This window comes from Winogradskyella jejuensis (assembly GCF_900129745.1).
Classification (GTDB): domain Bacteria; phylum Bacteroidota; class Bacteroidia; order Flavobacteriales; family Flavobacteriaceae; genus Winogradskyella; species Winogradskyella jejuensis.
The window spans coordinates 96,995-120,487 of the sequence record NZ_FQWS01000001.1 but is presented as its reverse complement, the minus strand read 5'-3'; the positions used below and the strand labels follow the sequence as shown (position 1 = coordinate 120,487).

General features: G+C 34.7%; 25 protein-coding genes. 8 read left to right on the top strand and 17 right to left on the bottom strand.

The annotated features are described in order from the left end of the window. Positions 1-44: 44 nt before the first annotated feature. Positions 45-1,124 (bottom strand): DNA replication/repair protein RecF, encoded by a 1,080-nt coding sequence (gene recF / locus BUB95_RS00620; protein ID WP_073081636.1) that lies wholly within the window; start codon positions 1,122-1,124, stop codon positions 45-47. 137 nt (positions 1,125-1,261) lie between these two features. On the opposite strand from recF, the gene BUB95_RS00615 reads away from it, so the two are divergent. The 8 genes from BUB95_RS00615 (at position 1,262) to BUB95_RS00580 (ending at position 7,695) form a co-directional block, all read left to right on the top strand. Further along, positions 1,262-2,026, top strand: a complete 765-nt coding sequence (locus BUB95_RS00615; RefSeq protein ID WP_073081633.1) for a tetratricopeptide repeat protein — start codon at positions 1,262-1,264, stop codon at positions 2,024-2,026. Between the two features lie 3 nt (positions 2,027-2,029). Then, complete coding sequence (gene ribH, locus BUB95_RS00610; protein ID WP_073081630.1) at positions 2,030-2,542, top strand: 6,7-dimethyl-8-ribityllumazine synthase; 513 nt, start codon at positions 2,030-2,032, stop codon at positions 2,540-2,542. 143 nt (positions 2,543-2,685) lie between these two features. Next, positions 2,686-2,901, top strand: coding sequence for a hypothetical protein (locus BUB95_RS00605; RefSeq protein WP_073081627.1), 216 nt, complete (start codon positions 2,686-2,688; stop codon positions 2,899-2,901). A 10-nt stretch (positions 2,902-2,911) separates the two neighbouring features. Then, positions 2,912-3,190: a riboflavin synthase subunit beta gene (locus tag BUB95_RS00600; RefSeq protein WP_073081625.1), complete on the top strand. Its 279-nt coding sequence runs from the start codon at positions 2,912-2,914 to the stop codon at positions 3,188-3,190. Then, complete coding sequence (gene mutL, locus BUB95_RS00595) at positions 3,190-5,043, top strand: DNA mismatch repair endonuclease MutL (RefSeq protein ID WP_073081622.1); 1,854 nt, start codon at positions 3,190-3,192, stop codon at positions 5,041-5,043. Before BUB95_RS00600 ends, mutL begins: the two co-directional genes overlap by 1 nt. A 6-nt stretch (positions 5,044-5,049) precedes the next feature. Further along, on the top strand, positions 5,050-5,802 hold the full coding sequence (locus BUB95_RS00590; protein WP_073081619.1) for a rhomboid family intramembrane serine protease: 753 nt from the start codon (positions 5,050-5,052) through the stop codon (positions 5,800-5,802). A 2-nt stretch (positions 5,803-5,804) separates the two neighbouring features. Continuing rightward, positions 5,805-6,674, top strand: coding sequence for a rhomboid family intramembrane serine protease (locus BUB95_RS00585; RefSeq protein WP_073081616.1), 870 nt, complete (start codon positions 5,805-5,807; stop codon positions 6,672-6,674). A gap of 7 nt (positions 6,675-6,681) precedes the next feature. Beyond that, on the top strand, positions 6,682-7,695 hold the full coding sequence (locus BUB95_RS00580) for an endonuclease/exonuclease/phosphatase family protein (RefSeq protein WP_073081613.1): 1,014 nt from the start codon (positions 6,682-6,684) through the stop codon (positions 7,693-7,695). On the opposite strand, the gene BUB95_RS00575 is transcribed toward BUB95_RS00580, so the two are convergent. The 16 genes from BUB95_RS00575 to BUB95_RS00500 all read right to left on the bottom strand — a co-directional run bounded on the left by BUB95_RS00575 (position 7,687) and on the right by BUB95_RS00500 (position 23,493). After that, a complete protein-coding gene (locus BUB95_RS00575; RefSeq protein ID WP_394333616.1) occupies positions 7,687-8,004 on the bottom strand; it encodes a DUF6122 family protein in 318 nt (105 codons plus the stop codon). The genes BUB95_RS00580 and BUB95_RS00575 overlap by 9 nt on opposite strands. Beyond that, positions 8,001-8,621, bottom strand: coding sequence for a WbqC family protein (locus tag BUB95_RS00570; RefSeq protein ID WP_143185545.1), 621 nt, complete (start codon positions 8,619-8,621; stop codon positions 8,001-8,003). The genes BUB95_RS00575 and BUB95_RS00570 overlap by 4 nt, the downstream gene beginning before the upstream one ends. A gap of 6 nt (positions 8,622-8,627) precedes the next feature. Then, on the bottom strand, positions 8,628-10,250 hold the full coding sequence (gene lepB / locus BUB95_RS00565; protein ID WP_073081608.1) for a signal peptidase I: 1,623 nt from the start codon (positions 10,248-10,250) through the stop codon (positions 8,628-8,630). Positions 10,251-10,284: 34 nt separating this feature from the next. Continuing rightward, the gene (locus tag BUB95_RS00560; protein WP_073081605.1) at positions 10,285-10,641 is read right to left on the bottom strand and encodes a four helix bundle protein; all 357 of its coding nucleotides are present in this window, start codon (positions 10,639-10,641) and stop codon (positions 10,285-10,287) included. Between the two features lie 13 nt (positions 10,642-10,654). Next, on the bottom strand, positions 10,655-11,365 hold the full coding sequence (gene dapB, locus BUB95_RS00555; protein WP_073081603.1) for a 4-hydroxy-tetrahydrodipicolinate reductase: 711 nt from the start codon (positions 11,363-11,365) through the stop codon (positions 10,655-10,657). 9 nt (positions 11,366-11,374) lie between these two features. Beyond that, positions 11,375-11,977, bottom strand: coding sequence for a DUF5683 domain-containing protein (locus tag BUB95_RS00550; protein WP_073081600.1), 603 nt, complete (start codon positions 11,975-11,977; stop codon positions 11,375-11,377). Further along, complete coding sequence (locus BUB95_RS00545; RefSeq protein WP_073081597.1) at positions 11,967-12,869, bottom strand: ParB/RepB/Spo0J family partition protein; 903 nt, start codon at positions 12,867-12,869, stop codon at positions 11,967-11,969. The genes BUB95_RS00550 and BUB95_RS00545 overlap by 11 nt, the downstream gene beginning before the upstream one ends. Continuing rightward, positions 12,869-13,633, bottom strand: coding sequence for a ParA family protein (locus BUB95_RS00540; protein ID WP_073081594.1), 765 nt, complete (start codon positions 13,631-13,633; stop codon positions 12,869-12,871). Before BUB95_RS00540 ends, BUB95_RS00545 begins: the two co-directional genes overlap by 1 nt. A 132-nt stretch (positions 13,634-13,765) precedes the next feature. Then, positions 13,766-16,624, bottom strand: a complete 2,859-nt coding sequence (locus BUB95_RS00535) for a M16 family metallopeptidase (RefSeq protein ID WP_083573283.1) — start codon at positions 16,622-16,624, stop codon at positions 13,766-13,768. 124 nt (positions 16,625-16,748) lie between these two features. Further along, positions 16,749-18,878 carry a methylmalonyl-CoA mutase gene (gene scpA / locus BUB95_RS00530; RefSeq protein WP_073081591.1) on the bottom strand — a complete coding sequence of 710 codons (2,130 nt, stop codon included), beginning with the start codon at positions 18,876-18,878 and terminating at the stop codon, positions 16,749-16,751. Further along, positions 18,878-19,519, bottom strand: coding sequence for a hypothetical protein (locus tag BUB95_RS00525; protein ID WP_073081589.1), 642 nt, complete (start codon positions 19,517-19,519; stop codon positions 18,878-18,880). The genes scpA and BUB95_RS00525 overlap by 1 nt, the downstream gene beginning before the upstream one ends. A gap of 3 nt (positions 19,520-19,522) precedes the next feature. After that, positions 19,523-20,881 carry a methylmalonyl-CoA mutase subunit beta gene (locus BUB95_RS00520; protein WP_073081586.1) on the bottom strand — a complete coding sequence of 453 codons (1,359 nt, stop codon included), beginning with the start codon at positions 20,879-20,881 and terminating at the stop codon, positions 19,523-19,525. After that, on the bottom strand, positions 20,874-21,200 hold the full coding sequence (locus BUB95_RS00515) for an FtsB family cell division protein (RefSeq protein ID WP_073081582.1): 327 nt from the start codon (positions 21,198-21,200) through the stop codon (positions 20,874-20,876). The genes BUB95_RS00520 and BUB95_RS00515 overlap by 8 nt, the downstream gene beginning before the upstream one ends. Before the next feature lie 7 nt (positions 21,201-21,207). After that, positions 21,208-21,813, bottom strand: coding sequence for a uridine kinase (udk, locus tag BUB95_RS00510; RefSeq protein ID WP_073081579.1), 606 nt, complete (start codon positions 21,811-21,813; stop codon positions 21,208-21,210). A gap of 44 nt (positions 21,814-21,857) precedes the next feature. Beyond that, positions 21,858-22,301 carry a c-type cytochrome gene (locus tag BUB95_RS00505; RefSeq protein ID WP_083573282.1) on the bottom strand — a complete coding sequence of 148 codons (444 nt, stop codon included), beginning with the start codon at positions 22,299-22,301 and terminating at the stop codon, positions 21,858-21,860. Positions 22,302-22,311: 10 nt separating this feature from the next. Then, positions 22,312-23,493, bottom strand: coding sequence for a PQQ-dependent sugar dehydrogenase (locus BUB95_RS00500; protein WP_073081576.1), 1,182 nt, complete (start codon positions 23,491-23,493; stop codon positions 22,312-22,314).

Below are 23,493 nucleotides of genomic sequence, written 5' to 3'. Positions count from 1 at the left end.
AAATTATAATCTCATTGAGCATCCAATTTTTTTGTTGTGGCATTTCATAATTTAAAAATTTTATACGATTGATGAATTTGCTTGACTACATTTTCTGTACGTTCAGCATGGGTGTCGCTAATAAATATTTGTCCAAAATTATCATTGTCTACCATGCTAATGATTTGTGCTACACGATTTTCGTCTAGCTTATCAAAAATATCATCTAAAAGTAGAATGGGAGGTACACCACTTTGTTGTTTTATAAAATCGAATTGCGCTAGCTTTAATGCTATTAAAAACGATTTTTGTTGGCCCTGACTGCCAAATTTCTTTATCTGAAAGTCATCAATCTTAAATAGCAAATCATCTTTATGTATGCCAACGCTTGTGTATTGTATGGCACGGTCTTTATTAAGACTCTCATCAAGAAGCGTAGCTAAGTCATTGTCAAATAAATCGCTTTTGTATGTTAAGTTAACATCTTCACTACTATTACTTATGGTTGCATATCTGTCTTTAAAAATGGGGATAAACGTTTCCAAAAAGGCTTCACGTTTTTCAAAAATAGGCTGGCCAAAAGTTTTTAATTGTTCATTATAAACTTCTAAAGTATCCGAATTAAAGGTATTGTTAGCTGCAAAATACTTTAGTAAAGCATTGCGTTGCGATAGTACCTTATTGTAATTAATGAGGTCAGTGAGATATGTTTTGTCACTTTGCGAAATAACGCTATCAATAAACTTGCGGCGTACATCACTGCCCTCGCTAATTAAATCTCTATCCGCAGGAGATATAATAACTAAAGGGACAAAACCAATATGCTCACTAAATTTTTCATAAGCTTTCCCGTTACGCTTTATAACTTTTTTCTGCCCTTTTTTTAGAGAGACAATAATTTTTTCGTCACGTTCTTTCTTTTCAAAATGACCATCAACGACAAAGAATTCTTCGCCATGTTTTATGTTTTGCGTGGCAATAGGATTAAAATAGCTTTTTCCAAAAGCCAGATGGTAAATGGCATCTAGAGCATTTGTTTTTCCTATACCATTAGCACCTACAAAACAGTTAATTTTAGTATCAAACTCAAAAGTTGAACTTTCAAAATTCTTGTAATTCACTAAAGAGAGTTTGTTAAGAAACATAAAATGCAGTGTAATCGTAGCGTTTAATAGGTTTTGTGTCGGAATTTTATAGAGCGAAATTATTGAAAAATAACAAATAAATACGCTTTTATATACCAATAAAAATTATATTTTTGCCAACGCACAAAAAAGAAATTATGGCAACATATAAGAAAAGAGGTTATAAACCAAAAACTCAAAAAGAAAAGGTAGAGCATATCGAAGAAGAATCGACAACAGCTGAGGTATTTAACACCTTAGACGAGTCTGCATCGAAAACGGAAGAGTGGGTTATAAAAAACCAAAACTATATTTTTGGAGTGGTTGGCGTAGTAGCTTTAGTAGTTTTAGCTATCATGGGTTATAACAAGTTTATAGCAGAGCCTAATGCACAAGAGGCTATGAATGAAATGACTGTTGCACAAGGTTATTTTGATGAAGCGCTTAATGCTACTGAAAAAGATTCATTATTCACATTATCTTTAGAAGGTGGTGAAGGAAAATATGGTATGCTAGATATTATAAAGGAATACGGAAGTACGCCTGCGGGTAACCTTGCTAATTACTATGCAGGTATGGCTTACCTTAATATGAATAAATACCAAGAGGCAATTAAGCATTTAGGAGATTTTTCTAGTGATGACTTAATGTTATCTGCTATTTCTCAAGGTGGTATTGGAGATGCTTTTGTTCAGTTAAATCAGTTAGAAGACGGTTTAAGCTATTACGAAAAAGCCATCAAAACTAACGCGAACGACTTTACTACGCCACTATATCTAAAAAAGGCAGCGATAGTTGCGATGAATTTGGGTAACAACCAAAAGGCATTAGATTATTTAAACCGTATTAAGACAGAATTTCCTAAGTCTGACGACGCAAAAGATATTGATGTATTAATAGGAAAAGCATCAGCAAGCTTATAAAGTATGGCCACCGAAAATAAAAATTTATCGAACTACGATAAAGCTACAATCCCAAACGCGAAAGACTTTCGGTTTGGGATTGTTGTTTCAGAATGGAATGACAACATTACAGAAGGTCTTTACGATGGTGCTATTGCGGCTCTTAAAGATTGTGGTGTATTAGATAAAAATATAACACGTTGGAATGTCCCTGGAAGTTATGAGCTTATTTACGGTTGCAAAAAAATGCAAGAGCAAAATGTGGATGTTGTCATAGCTATAGGTTCAGTGATTCAAGGAGAAACTAAACACTTCGATTTTGTATGTGATGGCGTTACACAAGGCATTAAAGACCTAAATGTGCTTAGCGATATACCTGTTATTTTCTGTGTACTTACAGATAATAATATGCAACAATCTATAGACCGGTCAGGTGGTAAGCATGGTAATAAAGGTACCGAAGCTGCTATTGCCGCAATAAAAATGGCAGAACTGCGTAAAACCTCTCGAGGACGTGGTATAAGTATTGGGTATTAGAATTATATCTTTTCACAATCCGTCCTTTTAGCAGTAATTCTTCTTTTGGCAGGCTTTTTGTTAACATTTTTTAGGAGTTGTGCTACGTGGTTTCCTTGTAAATTAAGTATTTTTGAAAGGTATCACAGTAACTTAAGTTAACATTGTTTAAGCAGCGAAAAAACAAAAAATTTAACTACACACCTCGATTTCAAAATTCTGAAGAGACCAAGTCTAAAGATGAGTTTGAGTCAAAGTGGGACGAGGTAAGACAAGGCTCGAAACGTAGAGGTCGAGTTTTTTCTACGCTTCCTGTTATGATTGTTATGTTAATAGCTGTGATTATACTCATGTATATCCTCAATGGATATATGAAATAAGGAAAGGATTATGGGAATATTCAAAACTAAGAAGAACAAAAGATACAGTTATACGCCTCGTTATTACAAAGGTGATGGTAATCCTTATGAGGTAAAACACAAGTTTGATGAGTATCGAAAAACTGTAAATCCTTCAAGAGGAATAAAAGGAAAATTTAACGATGCTATAGAAGACTATAAAAATAGAGACGAGGCTGTAAATAGGCGTGTTTTTATTATTGTTGGAGTTCTTATACTTGTTTTTCTCTTTATTATTGATTTTGATCTCTCAATTTTCTTCAAGAGCTAATGTCAGACATCATTCAACTATTACCAGATCATGTTGCTAACCAAATAGCTGCAGGAGAGGTCGTTCAGCGTCCAGCTTCTGTTGTTAAAGAATTATTAGAAAATGCCATTGATGCTGGTGCCACAGAAATAAAATTAATACTCAAAGAAGCGGGCAAAACTCTGGTACAAGTTATAGATAATGGAAAAGGCATGAGTGTGACCGACGCACGTTTGTCTTTTGAGCGTCATGCTACATCCAAGATTAGGTCTGCGGAAGATTTATTTCAATTAAATACTAAAGGTTTTAGAGGCGAAGCACTGGCGAGTATTGCCGCCATTGCACACGTAGAGTTAAAAACAAAGCAAGAAGCTGATGAATTAGGAACTCAGATTGTAATTGAAGGCAGTACTGTAAAATCACAAGATGTTGTTGTAACTCCTAAGGGTACATCAGTAGCTGTAAAGAATTTGTTTTTCAATATTCCTGCTAGGCGAAATTTTTTAAAATCGAATACCGTTGAGCTTCGTCATGTTACAGATGAGTTTCATCGCGTAGCATTAGCGCACCCGAGCATTGGGTTTTCGATGTTTCATAACGGAAGTGAACTATTCAGTCTTAATTCTAGCAATTACCGTCAACGTGTGGTCAATATTTTTGGAACTAAAACTAATGAGAAGTTAGTCCCTGTTGAAGAGACCACCGAAGTGCTCAAGGTTTCAGGATTTGTGGGGAAACCCGAATTTTCTAAGAAAACAAAAACAGAGCAATTCTTCTTTGTCAATGACCGCTTTGTAAAGAGTCCTTATCTAAATCATGCTATTAATGCAGCGTTTGAAGGTTTACTCAAAGACGGTTATCATCCAAGTTATTTTTTAAATCTAACGGTTGACCCAAAAACTATAGATATTAATATTCATCCCACGAAAACAGAAATTAAGTTTGATGATGAGCATACGCTTTATGCTATTTTAAGATCGTCTGTTAAGCACAGTCTAGGACAGTTTAATATTGCACCAGTTTTAGATTTTGAAAGTGATGCCAATCTAGATACGCCTTACGATTACAAAGACAAGTCAGGGAAAACACCAACGATTACAGTTGATAGGTCTTTTAACCCATTTAAGAACGATTTTCAGCAAGTTAAGACACACTCTAGAACAGGAAATCAGTTAAAAACCCAAGCCCACTGGGAAAGTTTGTATGTGGGATTGGAGTCAAAGTCTAATGCATCACCAATTGATTTTTCTGAGGTCACTTATGAAAGTGATACCAAAACAGAGTCGATTTTTAAATCTAATGAGGTTACTCAAGAAAAGACGACGTATCAATTACGTCAAAAATATATTGTGAGTACCATCAAGTCTGGGATGCTTATTATAGACCAAAATCGTGCGCATCAACGTATTTTATACGAGAACTTGTTGAAGCAACTAACGTCTAAAGAAGCTACAACTCAACAGTTGTTATTTCCTTTAAATATTAGTTTTTCTACATCAGATACCACGATAGTAAAGCAATTACAACCTGATTTAGAATTTGCAGGTTTTGAGTTTTCCGAAGTTAAAGAAGACCAAGTCATTATCACAGGTGTGCCAGTCGGTGTGCCAGAGAGTGAAGTGTCTATTGTATTTGAACAACTAATTAGTGATGTAGAAAACGATGTGCCAGACCAAAATTTTAGCGCCTCAGATTTATTGGCAAAATCAATGGCCAAAAGTTTAGCCATTAAAACAGGACAAACACTTAATGCTGAAGAACAAGAGCATATTCTTAACAGTTTATTTGCTTGTAAAGAACCATCGGTATCTCCCACTAACAAAACCACGTTTATTACACTTGGTGTAGATGATATCGAAAAGAAATTTATGTAACCCATTATGAGATTAAGTATAACAGATGCTGTAAAACACCTATTGATTATTAACGTAATCATGTTTATTGGTACTGTAAGTATCGGTAATGGACAAACCTTTTACGATTGGTTTGCACTTTACTTTCCTAAAAATCCAGCTTTTGAGCCATGGCAGATTGTTACGCATATGTTTATGCATGGTAATGCTACACATATATTATTTAACATGTTTGCCCTTTGGATGTTTGGAACACCTGTGGAACGCCAAATAGGAACAAAACGATTTTTGTTTATATATTTTTCTGCAGGATTAGGTGCAGTATTATTTCAGTTAGGATATTATTATTTCAATTTCTTACCGGATTATAACAATTTGATAGCTTCAGGAGTTACACCAGAAGCTATTCAGCAAATGTTTGAAACTAATCGAATTTTACCTAGCCTTACACAAGAGCAAGTAGTACAAATACGAAGCATAGCGCCAAGTATGGCAGCTTCAATGGTTGGAGCCTCAGGTTGCATTATGGGAATTTTAGCAGCCTTTGGTATGATGAATCCTAATGCTGAGTTGATGCTTATTTTCTTCCCAGTTCCTATTAAAGCCAAATATTTTATTCCTGGTATAATTATACTGGATGTCATTTCTGCTGTAACAGGTCAGTCTTTCTTTAGTCCAAGTAATACAGCTTACATGGCACATGTTGGAGGAGCAGTTATTGGATTCTTAATCATGTGGTATTGGAAAAAGAATAGTATGGATAAATACCGTTGGAATTAACTATGAGCACGTTTCAAGACTTAAAATATAAATATAATAATCTCAATACGTTTGGGAAGATAATCGTTATCAATGGACTTGTTTTCATAGCATTACTGTTATTGGGTGTTTTTAAGTTAGGTAATATTCTCGCTTATCTTGTATTACCAGCAAACTTTGATGATTTTATTTGGCAACCTTGGTCTATAATTACCTATGGTTTTGTACACACCGGTTTGTGGCATTTGGTATTCAATATGTTGATGCTATTTTATTTGTCTCGTGTAGCAATCAATCTTTTTAGAATTAAGTTAGTCCTCAACGTTTACTTTCTAGGAATTATAGTAGGAGGTTTACTATTTATGGCAATTGCCAATTTATGGCCCACGGACTTTTTTGGTGCTGGTGGTATTTTGCGAGGCGCCTCAGCTGGAGTAGCAGCGCTCCTTGTTTTTGTTGCGACTTATATGCCTGAGTCAGAAATAAGACCATTCAACTTGTTTAACATTAAGTGGAAGTATGTAGCACTCATTTTTGTTGGTTTAGATGTTTTTAGAATGTTATTAGGCTTAAATTCTGGTGGTTACGTTTCGCATATTGGGGGTTATCTTTTAGGTTATTATTATGCTAAAAAATTATTGGATGGTTCTGATATCGGTAAAGGCTTTGAGCGACTTATGGATAGGTTTGTAAGTTTATTTAAACCAAAGTCTAATTTAAAAACTGTACATCGAAAAAAGAAGACATCAAAACCTAGACAAAAGACCAAGACGGAATCTGATACGTTAAATAAGCAAAAGAAAATAGATAGTATTCTTGATAAAATAAGTAAAAGCGGTTACGAAAGTTTAACTGCTGAAGAAAAAGAATTTTTATTTAGGCAAGGGAAATAAATCCTTAATGAAAAAACTCAAATTTATAGATAAGCTCATATTTTTTGTCAATTCGTTGGTGGCTTTTCTATTATTGGTGTCTTACATATTGCCTTACATTCCGCCAAAGAGTTTTTCGTTATTGTCTGTATTGAGTTTAGCTGTTCCTATTCTTATAGTTCTCAATATTTTGTTTTTTCTATACTGGTTGCTTAATGCCAAAAAACAATTAATGATATCGCTCGTAGTTTTGGTTATTGGTTTTAACTACATCACATCAATATATAAATTTACAGGGTCTAAAACCGTTGAAGACACTTCTAATTTTTCAGTAATGAATTATAACGTGCGTTTGTTTAACGTCTTTAATTGGTTGCCAAGTAAAACGGTTGAAGCAGATATTCTGAAGTTTGTAAAATCTGAAAGTCCTTCTATCATCAGCTTCCAAGAATACCGAAAGAGCGAGAATTTCACCCTAGAAGGCTATGAAAAATTTGAATACGTTTTTGGTGACAAAGTAAAAAGTGGGCAAGCTATTTTTTCAAAATTCCCGATAGTTAACTCAGGCAGTATAGCATTTCCGAATACTTCTAATAATGCCATTTTTGTAGATGTCGTCAAGCAGAAAGACACGGTAAGAATTTATAATTTGCATTTGCAATCTTCAAAGGTGAGTACAAAAGTCAGTGAGTTGCAAAAAGAAGGGTCAGAGCAGTTGACCAAAAGAATAGGAGAGGTGTTTAAAATGCAACAAACTCAAGCTGAATTGGTCTTAAAACATAGAGATAAATGTCCTTATAAAACCATAATTACAGGCGATTTTAATAATACGGCTTATTCTTATATCTACGACAAAATTAAAGGTGATTTTCAAGACGCTTTTAAAGTAGCCGGTAATGGATTTGGAAAAACATTCGATTTTAATATCATTCCCTTGCGTATTGATTTTATCTTAGTGGATGATGCTTTTACCGTCAATGGTTTTAAAAACTACGACGTTAAACTCTCTGACCATTATCCTATCAAAGCAGTTTTAAAGTAGCATAAAACTACAATCTACAACATCTGCTAAAATATGTATAAGCAAACCTATACCAATGAGCCTAGTCGCTTTTAAAAGCGATAGGATTACATAAATACCAATAGCATAATAGCTATGTAGTATATGAAAATTAATGCTACAACGGTTAGAGTCAAAAATTGGGTTAGCTAATAGATGGTCTAAGTCAATTAGCATGCCTAATAGCATGATACCAAAAGCGATTTTCCATTTTTTTCTAAAAAATAATAAAGCGACAACTAGCGGTCCGATAAAGTGAATCCCATAATGTGCAATAGATTGAAAAATCATAGATGACGAATTTGATTTTCAAGATAGTTTACCGAGTTTGGACCTTCGTTGAATAGTAAATCTAATATGCTAAGATTACTCAAATACCCGTGCTTTTCTGAAAAGACTTGTGTGTAGGTATCGAAGTTTAAGTCGGGTAGTTTTTTACTATTTGCTAAATACCTAAAATCATCTTCGGTTGTATTTGGCAAGATAAAATCTTCGGTTAACTTGTAGTCTAATGAAACTTCAAGACATTCTGATAGTAACTCAAAACACTTTAAATTTACGTCTAAAAGATACTTAAATTTCCTTTGAAATAAAGGCACCAAATCATCAATATAAAACTCATAAAATGGGGACATCCGATAGGCTGAGTCTAAAGACTTGATATGTTGAAGCTGCCAATTTTCAGTTGTGGAAACTTCAACATCTTTGTACTGCTGTCTTTTCTTTTGAGTATAAGATACCGGTATGGTTAAAGATAGTTTTCCATTAGCACTATAGATATCACAACGGTTTCTAAAAGTCTGCTTTTGGTAATTATCACATACTTCAAAAGTAATAGCATTATCTTTTAACATTGCAACAAAATGTGAAATGTTTGGGAAGTATGTGGGGTGCAAAAGCATAGCGATTTCTAATTACTTGCCTTCAGACTTTAACTTCTTTTTCTTTCTCCAACGGTTAAAGAAAGTTAAGCCAAACACGACAACTAGAAACGGAATTAAATAAGAAACACGTTCGCCTTCGCCATTAACTGTGGTAAAAATTCTATCCCAACGGAAACTCCAATTTTTAAGACCATTATTAATTCCATCAATACTCATCCATATAAATACAGGTTTACCAATAACGTGGTCAAAAGGCACATAACCCCAAGCACGTGCATCAACAGAGTTATGTCTGTTGTCTCCCATCATCCAATAGTAGTCTTTTTCAAAAGTATAGGAGTTAACAACTTTACCGTCTAATACAACCTCGTTACCTCTAACATATACATTATGGCCTTCGTATTCTTGTATTAATCTATCGTAAAGCGGTAGATTTTGAGGTGTTAGCTCTGTTGTTGTCCCTGCTTTTGGAATGTATAATGGACCAAAGAAGTCAACATTCCAAGAATAATAAGGGTCACGTGGAAATACATCCCCATATACACCTTTTTCTTGGATATTCTTTTTCACTGATGCGACTTCAGGGTGATTTTTAAATGCAGCAATAGCTTTATCTGAAGCTGCTGAAATACGGTAAGTACCGTTAGAGATTTGATAAAACGGGTCATCAATATCTGCTCTCTCTAAAACCTTAAGAATACGATTAACATCGGCTTGGGATGCTAGAGGGTTTTTTAACTTAACATCATATGAGAATTGTAGTTGCGCTCTATCTGGTAACTCATTTTTCTTACCATTGATATAAACATACCCTTCTCTGATTTCTAATGTGTCGCCAGGAATAGCAACGCAACGTTTAACAAGATTTGTCTTCTTGTCAATAGGCTTATAGTAATTACGGTCAGGTGTAAAAATATCCATATTCCTAAGCGTGTCTGCGGGCTGACCAAAAACAACATAATCGTTATTTTTTATGCTTTGAAATCCAGGAAATCTAAAATAGGGTAGTTGAAGCTTATTTTGCCAAGCAGTATTTCGCTTCTCGTAGTTATCATTGTATAAGTAAGATTTGATGCCTGCAACCGGAATCGTGTCATGCACCATTGGAGTTCCTACTGTTGTCATTGGAGCTCTGGCTCCATAATGTATTTTACTTACGACCAAAAAGTCCCCAACTAAAAGTGATTTTTCAAGAGATGAAGAAGGAATTACAAATGGTTGAAAAAAGTAAGTGTGTACAATGGTTGCAGCAACAATAGCAAATAGGATAGAAGTTATCCACTCACCAGCAGAAGTTTTAGGTTTTAATCGTCTGTTTTCAACAAAACTAACATCTTCTATATAGTTAAGATAATAAAGGTAAAACCCAAGTGTAAGTATACAAATTAATGCATCTAATTTAGTGTCTTTACCAAAACCTCTCGCCGTTTCAACCCAAACTGCAGGAATCATAATAAGATTCACGATTGGCAAAAATATAAGGATAACCCACCACCAAGGGCGCGTAATTATTTTCATTAAGATTACGGCATTGTATAGTGGAATAAATGCTTCCCAAGCTTGTCTTCCTGCTTTAACGTAAAGTTTCCAAGTTCCTAAACCATGAATAACTTGTATTATTAGAAAAAAGATTAACCACTCTGTCCAGTTCATATTCTTGTAATGTTAATTGTCTAATGACAATTGATTAATTGTTAAGGTTCAAATTTGCGGTTTTTCTTGACGAAATAAAAATTCTTGTCAATTCATCCGCTTCTTTTAACATAGATTTACACAAATCTGGCGACAATAATTTTTCATCCTTAATAAACTCTATCCAGAAAAGACTTTCATCAACTTCTTCGATAACTATGCTGATTTTTGATACAAAACTTTTCTTAGACTGTGCTAAACAAGTAGCTCTATAATTTGCAGCAACTGAAGTTGAACATCTTATTAGTTGTTTCTTGATATGAATTGATAAATAATCATTGGGCAGTTTAGAAGCCAGCTTTATAGCATTATGTGCAAATATTTTAGTTCTATACTTTAAATCATTAGTCATTTATCAATCTTCATTATTCATTTATTTTAAGGACGTCTTTCATATTAAAGACTCCTTTTTTATTAGCAATCCATTCAGCTGCAATAACGGCACCTAATGCAAAACCTTCCCGATTATGCGCTGTATGTTTTATTTCTATTGCATCTACTTCAGAATTGTAATTGATAATATGTGTTCCTGGAACATCTACAATACGTTTGGCTTCAATTTTAATAGCATCAGAATCATCTTCATCTTCATCTAATGTCCAATTTTTATAATTTGAATTTTTTATGATGTCTTCCGCAAGAGAAATGGCTGTTCCGCTTGGTGCGTCTAGTTTTTGGGTATGATGAATTTCTTCAATATTTAATTTATAATCAGGATAATTTGCTATTAGTGAAGCTAAAACACGATTGACTTCAAAAAAGATATTAACCCCCAAACTAAAATTTGATGCGTATAAAAAAGCACCATTCTTTCTGTTACAATGCTCAACAATATCATCGTATTTATCTAACCAACCCGTTGTTCCCGAAATTACAGGAACATTGGCGTTAATGGATGATGTAATATTTGAAACTGCAGTAGAAGGTAGGCTGAAATCTATAGCTACGTCAGTTTTAGAAAAATCTAGTGTTGTTGTTTTGCTATCCGCTTTAATGCTTATAGAATGGCCGCGCTCTAAAGCAACGCGCTCAATAATCTTTCCCATTTTACCGTAACCAAGTAGCGCTATTCTCATATGCTTATTCTAAAATTTGAAATTGACGGTGACTCCTAAATCTGAAGAATTCTCCATAGGATTATACTGAAAATGTGGTCGCATCGCTAGATTTTCATCAACGTTAAACTGCAGCAAATGCGCATCTACATTGGCATCAATAATATTTAAAACATAAATACCAACTGTAATCAACATAGCAATATCTCTATTACGACGAAATTGCCGTTGTGCTCGTATTAGTGCGTCATCAGATATAAATGGCGTTGCGCCAGTTCCAAAAAACTCATCATCTGTAAACCCAGCTAGGCGTCTTTTAAAAGCATCTCTGTAGCGGTTGTACTGTTTGTTGTTGAAATCATATACTAATATACCCCCAGTAATACCACCAAGAACGATAGGGATTTTCCAATACTTTTTATTGTAGGCTTGTCCTAGTCCTGGTAATATCGCGGAATAAAATGCAGCTTTTGATGGGCGTAGTGGGTCAATTTCTCGTTTAGACAATAAAGCTTTGTCTATATTCAGCTCATCAACAGTTGTATTAACTGTACTGTCTTTTTGTACTTGAGAAAACCCAGATACAGTTAATAAAAGGCAAAAGAGTAAAAGAAAACTTTGCTTATTTAGCACTTTTGATCAATTTTATAATACGATTGAAATCTTCTTCAGAATGAAAAGGGATAGAAATCTTTCCACTACCATTCTTAGCTACCTTAACGTCTATTTTGTGTCCAAAGTATTCCGAGAATGCCGCAATGCCTTTTTTAATAGGCTTAGGGATTTCAATAGTTTCGGATATACTAGTTGGCGCTTTAGGATTATTTAGGCTTTTTACTAAAGCTTCAGTAGCCCTTACAGAAAGCTTGTTACTGATGATTTTCTCGTAAACCTCTAGTTGGTCAACTTGACTCTCTATATTTATCATGGCGCGACCATGTCCCATAGTAATAAAACCATCTCGCATACCTGTTTGAATAATAGGGTCAAGTTTTAATAAACGCAAATAGTTAGCAATAGTTGAGCGTTTTTTACCTACACGTTCACTCATTTGCTCTTGCGTTAATTTAATTTCATCAATTAAGCGTTGGTATGATAAGGCAATCTCTATTGGGTCTAAATCGTGACGTTGGATATTTTCAACCAAAGCCATCTCCAAAGACTCTTGGTCATTAGCAATACGAATGTATGCCGGAATAGTTGCGTTTCCAATAAGTATTGAGGCTCTAAAGCGACGTTCTCCAGAGATTAACTGGTATTTGTTAAATGCTAGTTTACGGACTGTTATAGGCTGAATAACTCCCAATTCTCTGATAGAAGACGCCAATTCGCGAAGTGTTTCTTCATTAAAGTTGGTTCGAGGCTGGAAAGGATTAAGTTCAATATCCTCAACATCTAATTCAACAATATTTCCAACAACTTTGTCTGCGTTTTTGTCCGATGCAGAATTTATATCATTCTCTGGGTCTTTGAGCAGTGCAGAAAGACCTCTCCCTAAAGCTTGTTTTTTGGTTGCCTTCGCCATTATAAATTCTTTTTAATAATTTCTTTTGCTAAGTTAAGATAATTAGCCGCACCACGACTGCTTACATCATAGTTGATGATGCTTTCACCATAACTTGGTGCTTCACTTAAACGCACATTTCTTTGAATGATGGTATCAAAAACCATATCACTAAAATGCTTTTGCACTTCTTCAACTACTTGGTTAGATAAACGTAATCTCGAGTCGAACATGGTTAATAACATGCCTTCGATGTCTAAATTTTCATTATGGATTTTCTGAACACTTTTTACGGTATTTAAAAGTTTACCAAGACCTTCTAATGCAAAATATTCACATTGAATAGGAATAATAACCGAATCTGCTGCTGTTAGTGCATTTAGAGTTAATAAACCTAGCGAAGGCGCACAATCCATGATTACGTAATCGTAATCGATTTTAATGTCCTGTAGTGCTTTTTTTAGCATGTACTCGCGCTCTTCCTTATCGACGAGTTCAATTTCTATTGCAACTAAGTCGATATGTGCAGGAATAACATCTACGTTTGGCGCATTAGAGGATACAATAGCCTCCTTTGCCGATTTTGTATGCTCCAACACTTGGTAGGAGCCAACTTCCACGGCATCTACATCTATGCCTAAGCCAGATGTTGCATTGGCTTGTGGGTCCACGTCTATAAGTAAGACTTTTTTTTCTAAAACTCCTAGTGAAGCGGCTAAGTTTACTGATGTTGTTGTTTTACCAACGCCTCCTTTTTGGTTTGCTATGGCTATGATTTTACCCATTAATTGATTTGGTTAAATAAGGGCTAAAAATACGATTATTTATGGGTTTTGAAAACGGAAGTTGTTAACAGTTCCAATAAAAAAGAGCAACAATTTTGTTGCTCTTTAATGGTGAGATTTTTTAAAATAATACTATTCTTCAGGAAGTAATACTGCTCTTAAATAACCTTTTGTCAAATATTTTTGCGCAACATTTTGCAAATCTTTTTTAGTTAAAGCATTTATGTTTTCTTCATACTTAAGCACATTATTGATATCTGATTTATTATAGTCAGCACTTCTGATGACATTAAGCCAAAAACGATTTTGCTCTAACTGGTCTTTTCTAGATAGTAACTTTGCTTTTTTAACTTTATCTAAATCCTCATCTGTTGGGCCATTATCAATTAGCTTTTGTACTTCAGCAATTGAAGCATCAATCAGTTTATCAACATTTTCGGGTGCGCAAGGAAATGAAATACTGAAGTTATAGCTCCCATAAGGGATTTTGGAAATAGACCCTCTAGCTCCGGCACCATAAACACCACCTTCTTCCTCTCTGAGTTTCTCAATAAGCTTAATACTTAATGCTTCCGCTAGAGCATTAAACGCTCTTGCTTCATCTACATCGTATTGAGTTTCACCAGACCAACTTAGGCGTACTTGACTCTTTGGTTCTGTACCTTTTCTAACAACAAGTTCGTTAGCTCCATATTTTGGTCTAAAAGTAGGAACATTATAAGTTTCCCTTTTGCCGTTATCAGGAAGAGATGCAATATATGTTTCCGCTAAATCTTTAATTTTAGCTTCATCTACATTACCAACAAAGTAGAAATTAAAGTCTCCTGCATTTGCAAAGCGCTCTTTATATTTTTCGTAAGCTAAGGCATAGTTTGCTTTATCCAAATCTTCAGGTGATGGCAAACCACTAAATCTTGGGTTACCTTCGTTTAGAAATTTACCGACTTCTATAGAAAATGAAATATTTGGGTTAGATGCTATGTTTGATAAAAAGGCCTTTTGCTTACTAACATATGAGGCAAAAGCTTCATCATCTTTGTCAAGTTTGGTGAAATACAAATGAATCATTTGAAACATTGTTTCCAAATCCTTTGGTGATGCAGAACCTCTTAAGTTTTCTGAAAAAGCACCTATTGAAGGTCTAACTCTAGCAATTTTTCCAGACATCATTTTGGTCATATCATTTTTAGATAAACCATCTAAGCTTGCTTCAGCCAAACCGCCATTAGCATACACTACTTGCAAGAAATCTTCATCACTGTATAGAGATGAACCTCCATAACTAAAAGCATCAAATAAGACTTCGTCATTTTTAAAATCGGTTTTCTTATAGGTTATTCTTGCTCCGTTGCTCAAAGTGAGCGTTGTGGTTTCATTTAATTGTCCTGCGTTGTTCACTTTAGTGTCTACAATACTTCCTTTTTCTGGTTTTTCTGACATCATTTCGCTTCTTACAGCTTCGTCTTCATAATCCTTTATGTCAGATGTTTTCACTTCGTCAAGAAGAGCAATAACTTCTTCTTCGGTTACTTTTTTAAGACCATCTTTTTTTGGACCAGTGAGTACAACCAATCGGTTGTCATCATGTAAAAAATCTTTGATTAACGCATTGACTTCACTCAACTTAATATTTGGCAACTCTTTTTGAGCAAAGTTATAACTCCATTCTTCCCCTGGGACAGGATTTTCTTTTAAGAAGTGTTGTACATAGCGCCCAACAATTCTATTAGATTCTAATTTGTCTCTGTTTTTGTATGCGCGTTCTAATCTAACTAAATAATCTTTCTTAGCACGTTCAAATTCCGAAGCTTTAAAGCCATAACGTTTTACACGTTCGTTTTCTTCTAAGAGCGTTTTTAATGCTGCCATTTGACCAGTTTCGTTTGTTTGAGCGAAAGACTGATAAGCTTCTTTATTTCCTATAATTTGTCCTTTATATGAGAACCCAAAAATGAAAGGCGGATTAGGTTTATTACTAAACTCAGCTAAACGATTATTAATCATTTGATCAAATAAACCTTCAACCACATTATCTCTATAATCTTTTACAGTAAGTGTTTTTTGAGGTTGTCCTTTGTCTTTGTAATAAATTTGTACTTGACTCGAAGTAGCTTCTTCGTCCCATTCAATAGCTACTAATGTTCCTTCATGGTTTTCTGAGCCATACTCTTGACGAGGTTTAGGATTTTCAGGATTTTTTAAATCGCTAAAATTCTCAATGATTTTTTTCTCAAGTGTTTCAACATCTAAATCACCAACAGCAATAACAGCCATTAAGTTTGGTCTATACCAATCTTTTTGAAAATTTCTTACACTTTCATAATCAAAAGTTTCTAGATTTTCTTTTGTTCCAATAGGTAAACGTTCTGCGTAGCGAGACTTGTATGCAATTTTATCTAAATAGTTTTTTTGCATTCGAGTAGCTGCACCAAGACGCGTACGATATTCTTCTATAACTACACCTCGCTCTTCGTCTATATCTTTTTCAGTTAGTAAAGCATTTCCTGCCCAGTCATTAAGAATTTGAAAACCTTTGTCTAGTTTCTCTGGGTCATCACTTGGAATAGGCAAAATGTATACGGTTTCATCAAAACTGGTGTAAGCATTTAAATCAGCTCCAAACTCAACACCTATGCCTTGCAAGTAATCTACAAGTTCATTTTTCTTGAAATTTTTAGTTCCGTTAAAGTTCATATGCTCCATAAAATGGGCTAAACCTACTTGGTCTTCGGTTTCTAAAATAGAGCCCGCTTTTATGGCTAAACGGAGTTCTACTTTATCTTCGGGTTTCCCGTTATTCTGAATGTAATAGGTGAGACCATTTGGTAATTTACCAATTTTAACATCTGGTGTAATTGGTAAATTATCAGAAGGAATGGTTCCTGTTTTTTGATTTTCTGGAGAAGTAGTTACTTGAGCATTTGCTGAAATTGAAAACGCTAAAAAGCTGCAAAAAGCAAAGCGAATCAATCTATAGAAAGATGTTTTCATAATTGATGTGTTAGATTTATGTATGAATAGATGACTACAATTTAGTCATAAAAATCTCACAACGAAATATATGAAAGTATTTTAACTAAATTTTTAGTTTAAAAATTAAAAAAAGAAATAAAAACTAATCAATCAGTATCTCTAAAATTTGAATAGCAGCGTCACTTATTTTTGTTCCTGGTCCAAAAACGGCAACTGCTCCGGCATCAAACAAGTATTGGTAATCTTGTTTTGGTATCACACCGCCAACAATAACCATAATATCATCTCGTCCGTAAGCTTTAAGCTCTTCAATAACTTGTGGAACTAAAGTCTTGTGTCCTGCGGCTAGAGAAGATACGCCAAGAATATGCACATCATTTTCTACAGCTTGTTTTGCAGCTTCTTTTGGTGTTTGGAACAATGGACCAATATCCACATCAAAACCAACATCAGCATAACCTGTTGCTACCACTTTAGCACCGCGGTCATGACCATCTTGTCCCATTTTTGCAATCATAATACGCGGACGACGACCATCCTGTTCTGCAAATTGATCAGCTAGCTCTCGTGCTTTTTTAAAGCTGTTATCGTCTTTTATTTCTTTACTATACACGCCTGAGAATGATTTTATTTGTGCTTTGTATCGTCCAAATTCGGCTTCAAGGGCATCGCTAATTTCGCCTAGAGTCGCTCTTTTCCGGGCAGCATCAACAGCTAAAGCTAGTAAATTTTCTTCACCTGATTTTGCCGAAGCAGTCAATTTTGATAGGGCAGTAGATACCTCATCAGAATTTCTATCTGCTTTAATTTGGTTCAAACGTTCAATTTGTTGTAATCTCACGGTCTGATTGTCTACTTCTAAAATGTGTAGTGGGTCTTCTTCGTCTAAACGGTATTCGTTTACACCAACTATAATATCTTGACCAGAATCTATACGCGCTTGTTTACGAGCAGCAGCTTCTTCAATTCTTAGTTTAGGAATACCAGCTTCAATAGCTTTTGTCATTCCGCCTAAATCCTCAACTTCTTGAATATGTTGCCAAGCACGTTCAGCAATGTCACTGGTCAATTTTTCAACATAATAGCTACCAGCCCAAGGGTCAACCGTTTTGGTAATATATGTTTCTTCTTGAAGGTAAATCTGTGTGTTTCTAGCAATACGGGCTGAGAAATCTGTTGGTAATGCAATAGCTTCATCTAGTGCGTTGGTATGTAAACTTTGCGTACCACCAAAGGCGGCTGCAGAGGCCTCGATACAAGTTCTAGCCACATTGTTAAATGGGTCTTGCTCTGTTAAACTCCAACCTGATGTTTGGCAGTGTGTTCTAAGCGCTAATGATTTTGGGTTTTTTGGATTGAATTGTTTTACCAATTTAGCCCAAAGCATACGAGCCGCACGCATTTTTGCTATTTCCATAAAATGATTCATTCCAATAGCCCAGAAGAATGACAGGCGAGGAGCGAAGGTGTCTATATCCATTCCTGCTTCAAGACCTTTTCTAATATATTCTAATCCATCGGCAAGTGTGTAAGCCAATTCAATATCACAAGTCGCGCCAGCTTCTTGCATATGGTATCCTGAAATACTAATACTATTAAAACGTGGCATGTTTTTACTTGTATATTCAAAAATATCCGAGATGATTTTCATTGAAGGTGTTGGCGGATAAATGTAAGTATTACGCACCATGAATTCTTTTAGAATATCATTTTGAATAGTACCTGCCAACTGCTCTGGTTTTACGCCTTGTTCTTCCGCAGCAACAATATAAAATGCCATAATTGGTAATACAGCACCATTCATGGTCATGGATACCGACATTTTATCTAATGGAATTTGGTCGAATAAGACTTTCATGTCTTCAACCGAATCTATGGCTACTCCCGCTTTTCCAACATCGCCAACAACACGCTCATGGTCACTATCATAACCTCGATGCGTGGCCAAATCGAAAGCAACTGAAAGTCCTTTTTGTCCGGCAGCCAAATTACGTCTGTAAAAGGCATTACTTTCTTCCGCTGTTGAAAATCCAGCATATTGACGGATAGTCCAAGGTCTACGAACATACATTGTAGAATAGGGTCCACGGAGGTTAGGCGCAATACCTGCAACAAAGTTAAGGTGTTCTAAATCTTCAATATCTTCTTTTGAATACTGAGATTTTACAGGAATTCCTTCAGCAGTGTTGAAAACTTTTTGGTCTTCTTTGGACTTGCTTTTTGCCAAAGGTTTCTGCTTTAAGCTTATATGTTGAATGTCTTTTCTTGCCATTAGAAAATCATTTTTTCTATGTATGGGTCAAAATCTACGTCTACGGGACTTGAAATATTGATAAGTACCGATTTCTGATTAGAACTAATAAAATAGGCTTGTTGATAAAAGAATCTGTCACCCTTTTTTTCATCTACCTTGAATATAGCTTTAAAAATTTGTGCACCAGTTAATGACCTATATTTAGCTGTTATTTTTGTATACTCTACATTTGAATTCTTTGAAGCGATATTTTGATTTTGTCTTATGATGCCCAATAATTTTTGAGCATCTTGTTTACGTATTGGAGCGTAAGGTATGGTGTTTATCATGTAGGTAATGTTGATATCAGGGGCGAAATAGATGTAATTATTGCCTTCTAAATTTCGCATATTTCTTAACCTTTCTCTTTCTAGCTCAAATTCTTTTTTACTTACTAAAGAGTCTAAAAGGCGCTCATATTTTGCAGCTGAATAACGCTCAAATTCTTCGGGAAGTTGTAGTTGTATACCATCTTCTTCTAAAAAGTGTTTTTTACCAATAATATTATTTTTTGGCGCTTCATTTTCGAAGATAGAATCAACCTTTATATCACCTTTACAAGATTGTAATACAACAACTAGACATAAAATTATTGGTACTATCGCTTTTTTTAATATCATATTTTATTCTTCTTTTAGTCTTTCAATTTCAAGAGACTCAGATAGTCTTTTCTCTATAATGGGTTCGATAAGTGTTTTTCGCTTTTCAACTTTTACAAAAGGCGTTTTTTCTAAACTATTAGACATCTTATCTCCCGAATTTGGATGTTTGTTTGTCCCTAAAAGCGTTAGCTCTCCTTTATCAAAAGCATCTTGCTCTTGAGAAGCACTTTCTTTTATCTTTCTTTGAATTGTTCCTTCTTTTAACTGTGCTAAAAAACCACCGCTAGCTTCTATATTTTTAAATAAAACCAGTGCTTTTTCTGCTAATTGTTCCGTTAGTTTTTCGATATAATATGCTCCATCAGAAGGATTGTTAACAGCATCGAAATAGCTTTCTTTTTTTAGAATCAATAATTGATTTCTAGATATACGCTCACCAAACTCAGTTGGGTTTTGGAACAATTGATTATAAGGCAAATTACAAACCATATTTGCACCACCTAAAACAGCGCTCATACACTCTGTTGTAGTACGTAACATATTTACATTATAATCGTATATGGTTTTATTGCGCTTGCTTGGCGTGGCTATAATTTTGCAATCTAGTTTGATATTATAAGTATCTGCAAGAGTAGACCATAATACTCTTAATGCACGAAGTTTGGCAATTTCAAAAAAATAATTGCTACCAATAGCAACATTAAAAGTGACGCTTAATGTTTCTTTTTTGTCTTCGGATAATTTAGAATCTAAATGATTTAAATACTCATTAATATGTGCTAAGGCGTAAGCTAGTTGCTGTACATTGTTAGCTCCCGCATTTTGATAGTGACTTATATCTACGTAAATCTGATTTGAGTTTTCAACACTTTTTTCAAAAATACTATGGTCTTCTTTTAAGTTAGAAAACCAATTTCCTGTTTTGCCTAGATGCCCAATAATATCATTATACAAGGTAATTTCAGGTTTACTTAAGCTAGGAATAGCATCAAAATAAGTGTTTGAAAAACTATCAGAATTAATATGAATGGGTACATCAATACCCGAGACTAGGTCTGTAATTATAACATTTGAAGATTTGATATTAAAGATGATGTATTCTGCACCTTTTTCAATGGCTTCTTTTGCTGTCTTGTTAGCATTGTTAGTATCATTAACATCAATAGCTTGTGCTACTTTCCATTCTGTTGCTTTAGAATTTGAAGGCTCTGGTAAATTATCAAATTCATCTGCATGGTAAAAGGGTTTAACATCTATACCATCACTTGTTTTCCAAATTAAAGTATCATTATAATCGGCGCCCTTGAGGTCAACTTGAATTTTCTGTTTCCAGGCTTTTGATGACACTTCTTCAAAATTGTTGAATAAGGTTTTACTCATCTTCTTTGTTTTTAGGGATACTATCTTCGTATTCTATAATATATATTTCTTCGTTGGGCTTTTTCATGTAGTAAGTCTCTCTAGCCACTTTTTCAACACCTTCTTCGGTACTTAAGGCTTCTATAGCTTTTTTGTCTTTTTTCATCTCGTTACGATAGTATTCTTTTTCATTCTCGAGCGCTTCAATGTCTTTGTTTAAGTCACGATGTAAGAGCCAAGAATGCGTATCGAAAAAAATCATCCAGATGGCAAATCCAATGGTTGTAAGAACAAAAAAGTTCTTAAACGGTTTTAAATATTTCTTATTGAATTTTGCCATGATAAACTTACAGTCTGTCGCTAATGATTGTCTTTACTATATCAACAGCCACGGTGTTGTATTTATTGTTTGGTATAATAATATCTGCATATTCTTTCATCGGCTCAATAAACTGCTGATGCATTGGCTTAAGCGTTGTTTGATATCTGTTTAACACCTCATCTATGTCTCTACCACGTTCTGTAATATCACGCTTAAGTCGTCTAATCAGACGTTCATCACTATCTGCATGGACAAATATTTTTATATCAAACAAATCTCTAATCTCTGGATTGGTTAAAATCAAAATACCTTCTACAATAACAACTTTGCGAGGTTTGGTTAAAACCGTGTCTCCAGTTCGGTTATGTTTTACAAAAGAATATACGGGCTGCTCTATAGACTTGCCTTCTTTTAACTGATTGAGATGTTGTACGAGTAAATCAAAATCAATTGACCGTGGATGATCAAAATTAATTTTTACACGCTCATCGTAACTGAGGTGCGATGTATCTTGATAATAGGAATCTTGAGATATAACAACAACTTCGCCTTCAGGAAGTTGTTCGATAAGTTTATTTACAACGGTTGTTTTTCCGCAACCAGTTCCGCCAGCAATTCCAATAATTAGCATTAACCTTGAGTTTTTTACACCACAAAGTTAATTAATCTAACTCATTATTTAGTGACTTTTGTCACTTCTTCTACAGTGACTTCTTTGCCAAAATTATTACCCCAACTGTTGTTTATGTAGTTCATTACATCTGCAACTTCATCATCTTCTAGACCCATTGCCGCCATGACCCCATTATAAGTTTTTCCGTTAACTACAATCTCACCTTTTTGGCCATATTTTATACCTTTTATACTTTGAATTTGGTTGTTTTTCAGGTAATCTGAATTAGCCAAAGGCGGAAATACATTTGGTACGCCTTCGCCATTAGCCATATGGCAGGTTATGCATAAGTCATCATAAACCAATTTACCACGGTCTATACTTTGTTCTAGGCTGCTTTTATCGTTAGATTTTCCATATGACACATTTTTAGATGAGTCATTTTTACAACTTAATGTTAATGAAGATAGAAGTATGCTTATTACAAATATTTTGGCTGATTTCATTCTTATTCTTTTATGAATTTGGGACTATTTTTACAATACCTCTATTTTCAATAGCGACGTAGATAAAGCCATCTGGACCTTCGTGAACATCTCTTACACGGCCCATACCTTCTAATAATTTTTCACGCTTTACTACTTTATTATTTTCTAAAACAAGACGCTCTAAATATTCAAATTTTAAAGAGCCTACCAAAACGTTACCATTCCAATCTGGGTATTTATCTGAAGTTACAAAAGCCATTCCACTAGGTGCAATCGAAGGTACCCAATAAAATAATGGTTGTTCCATGCCTTCTTTCGCTGTAATGTCTGTAAATCGTGTACCGCTATAATTAACACCATAACTAATTACGGGCCACCCAAAGTTTTTTCCTTTTTGAACAATATTAATTTCGTCTCCACCTTTTGGACCGTGCTCGTTCACCCATATTTTTCCTGTTGTTGGATGCTTTGCCATACCTTGAGGATTGCGATGTCCGTAACTAAAAATAGCCGTTTTTGCATTTTTTTTATCTACAAATGGATTGTCTTTGGGTATGCTGCCATCATCATTAAGTCTATAGATTTTTCCGCAATCGCGAGTAATGTCTTGTGGATTTTCATCTCTATTTCCACGGTCACCAACTGAGAAATATAAATAACCGTCATTATCAAACTCAATACGTGAGCCAAAATGTTGACCTCTTCTAGAATTTGGGCCAGCTTTGTATAGACGTTCAACATTTGTTAATTTGTTACCTTCAAGTTTAGCTCTAATTAGTGCCGTGTTACCACCATCGCCTTCACCGTCTTTTGAGGCATGCGTCATGTATATCCATCCATTAGATGAATAATCTGGATGTAATTCTATATCTAGTAATCCACCTTGACCACGGACGTATACTTCTGGTAAACCTTCGATTTGTGTCTTTTTTCCATCTTTAAAATGAATTAATTCACCTGTTTTCTCGGTAACCAAAATGGCGCCATCAGGAAGAAATACAAATCCCCATGGAATGCTTAAATCTGGCACAACAGTTTCAGCTTTGTAATTGACATTTGTAGCGGCCTGAGCTTCAATAGAAGATTCTGTACCTACTTCAATTTGTTGTTCTGCTTGAGCAATTTCAGGTGTTTCTGTATTCTTCGCTTCTTTATCTTTGCATGAAGCAAAAACTAAGGCTAGAACTAATAAAAATTTAAGTGATTTCAT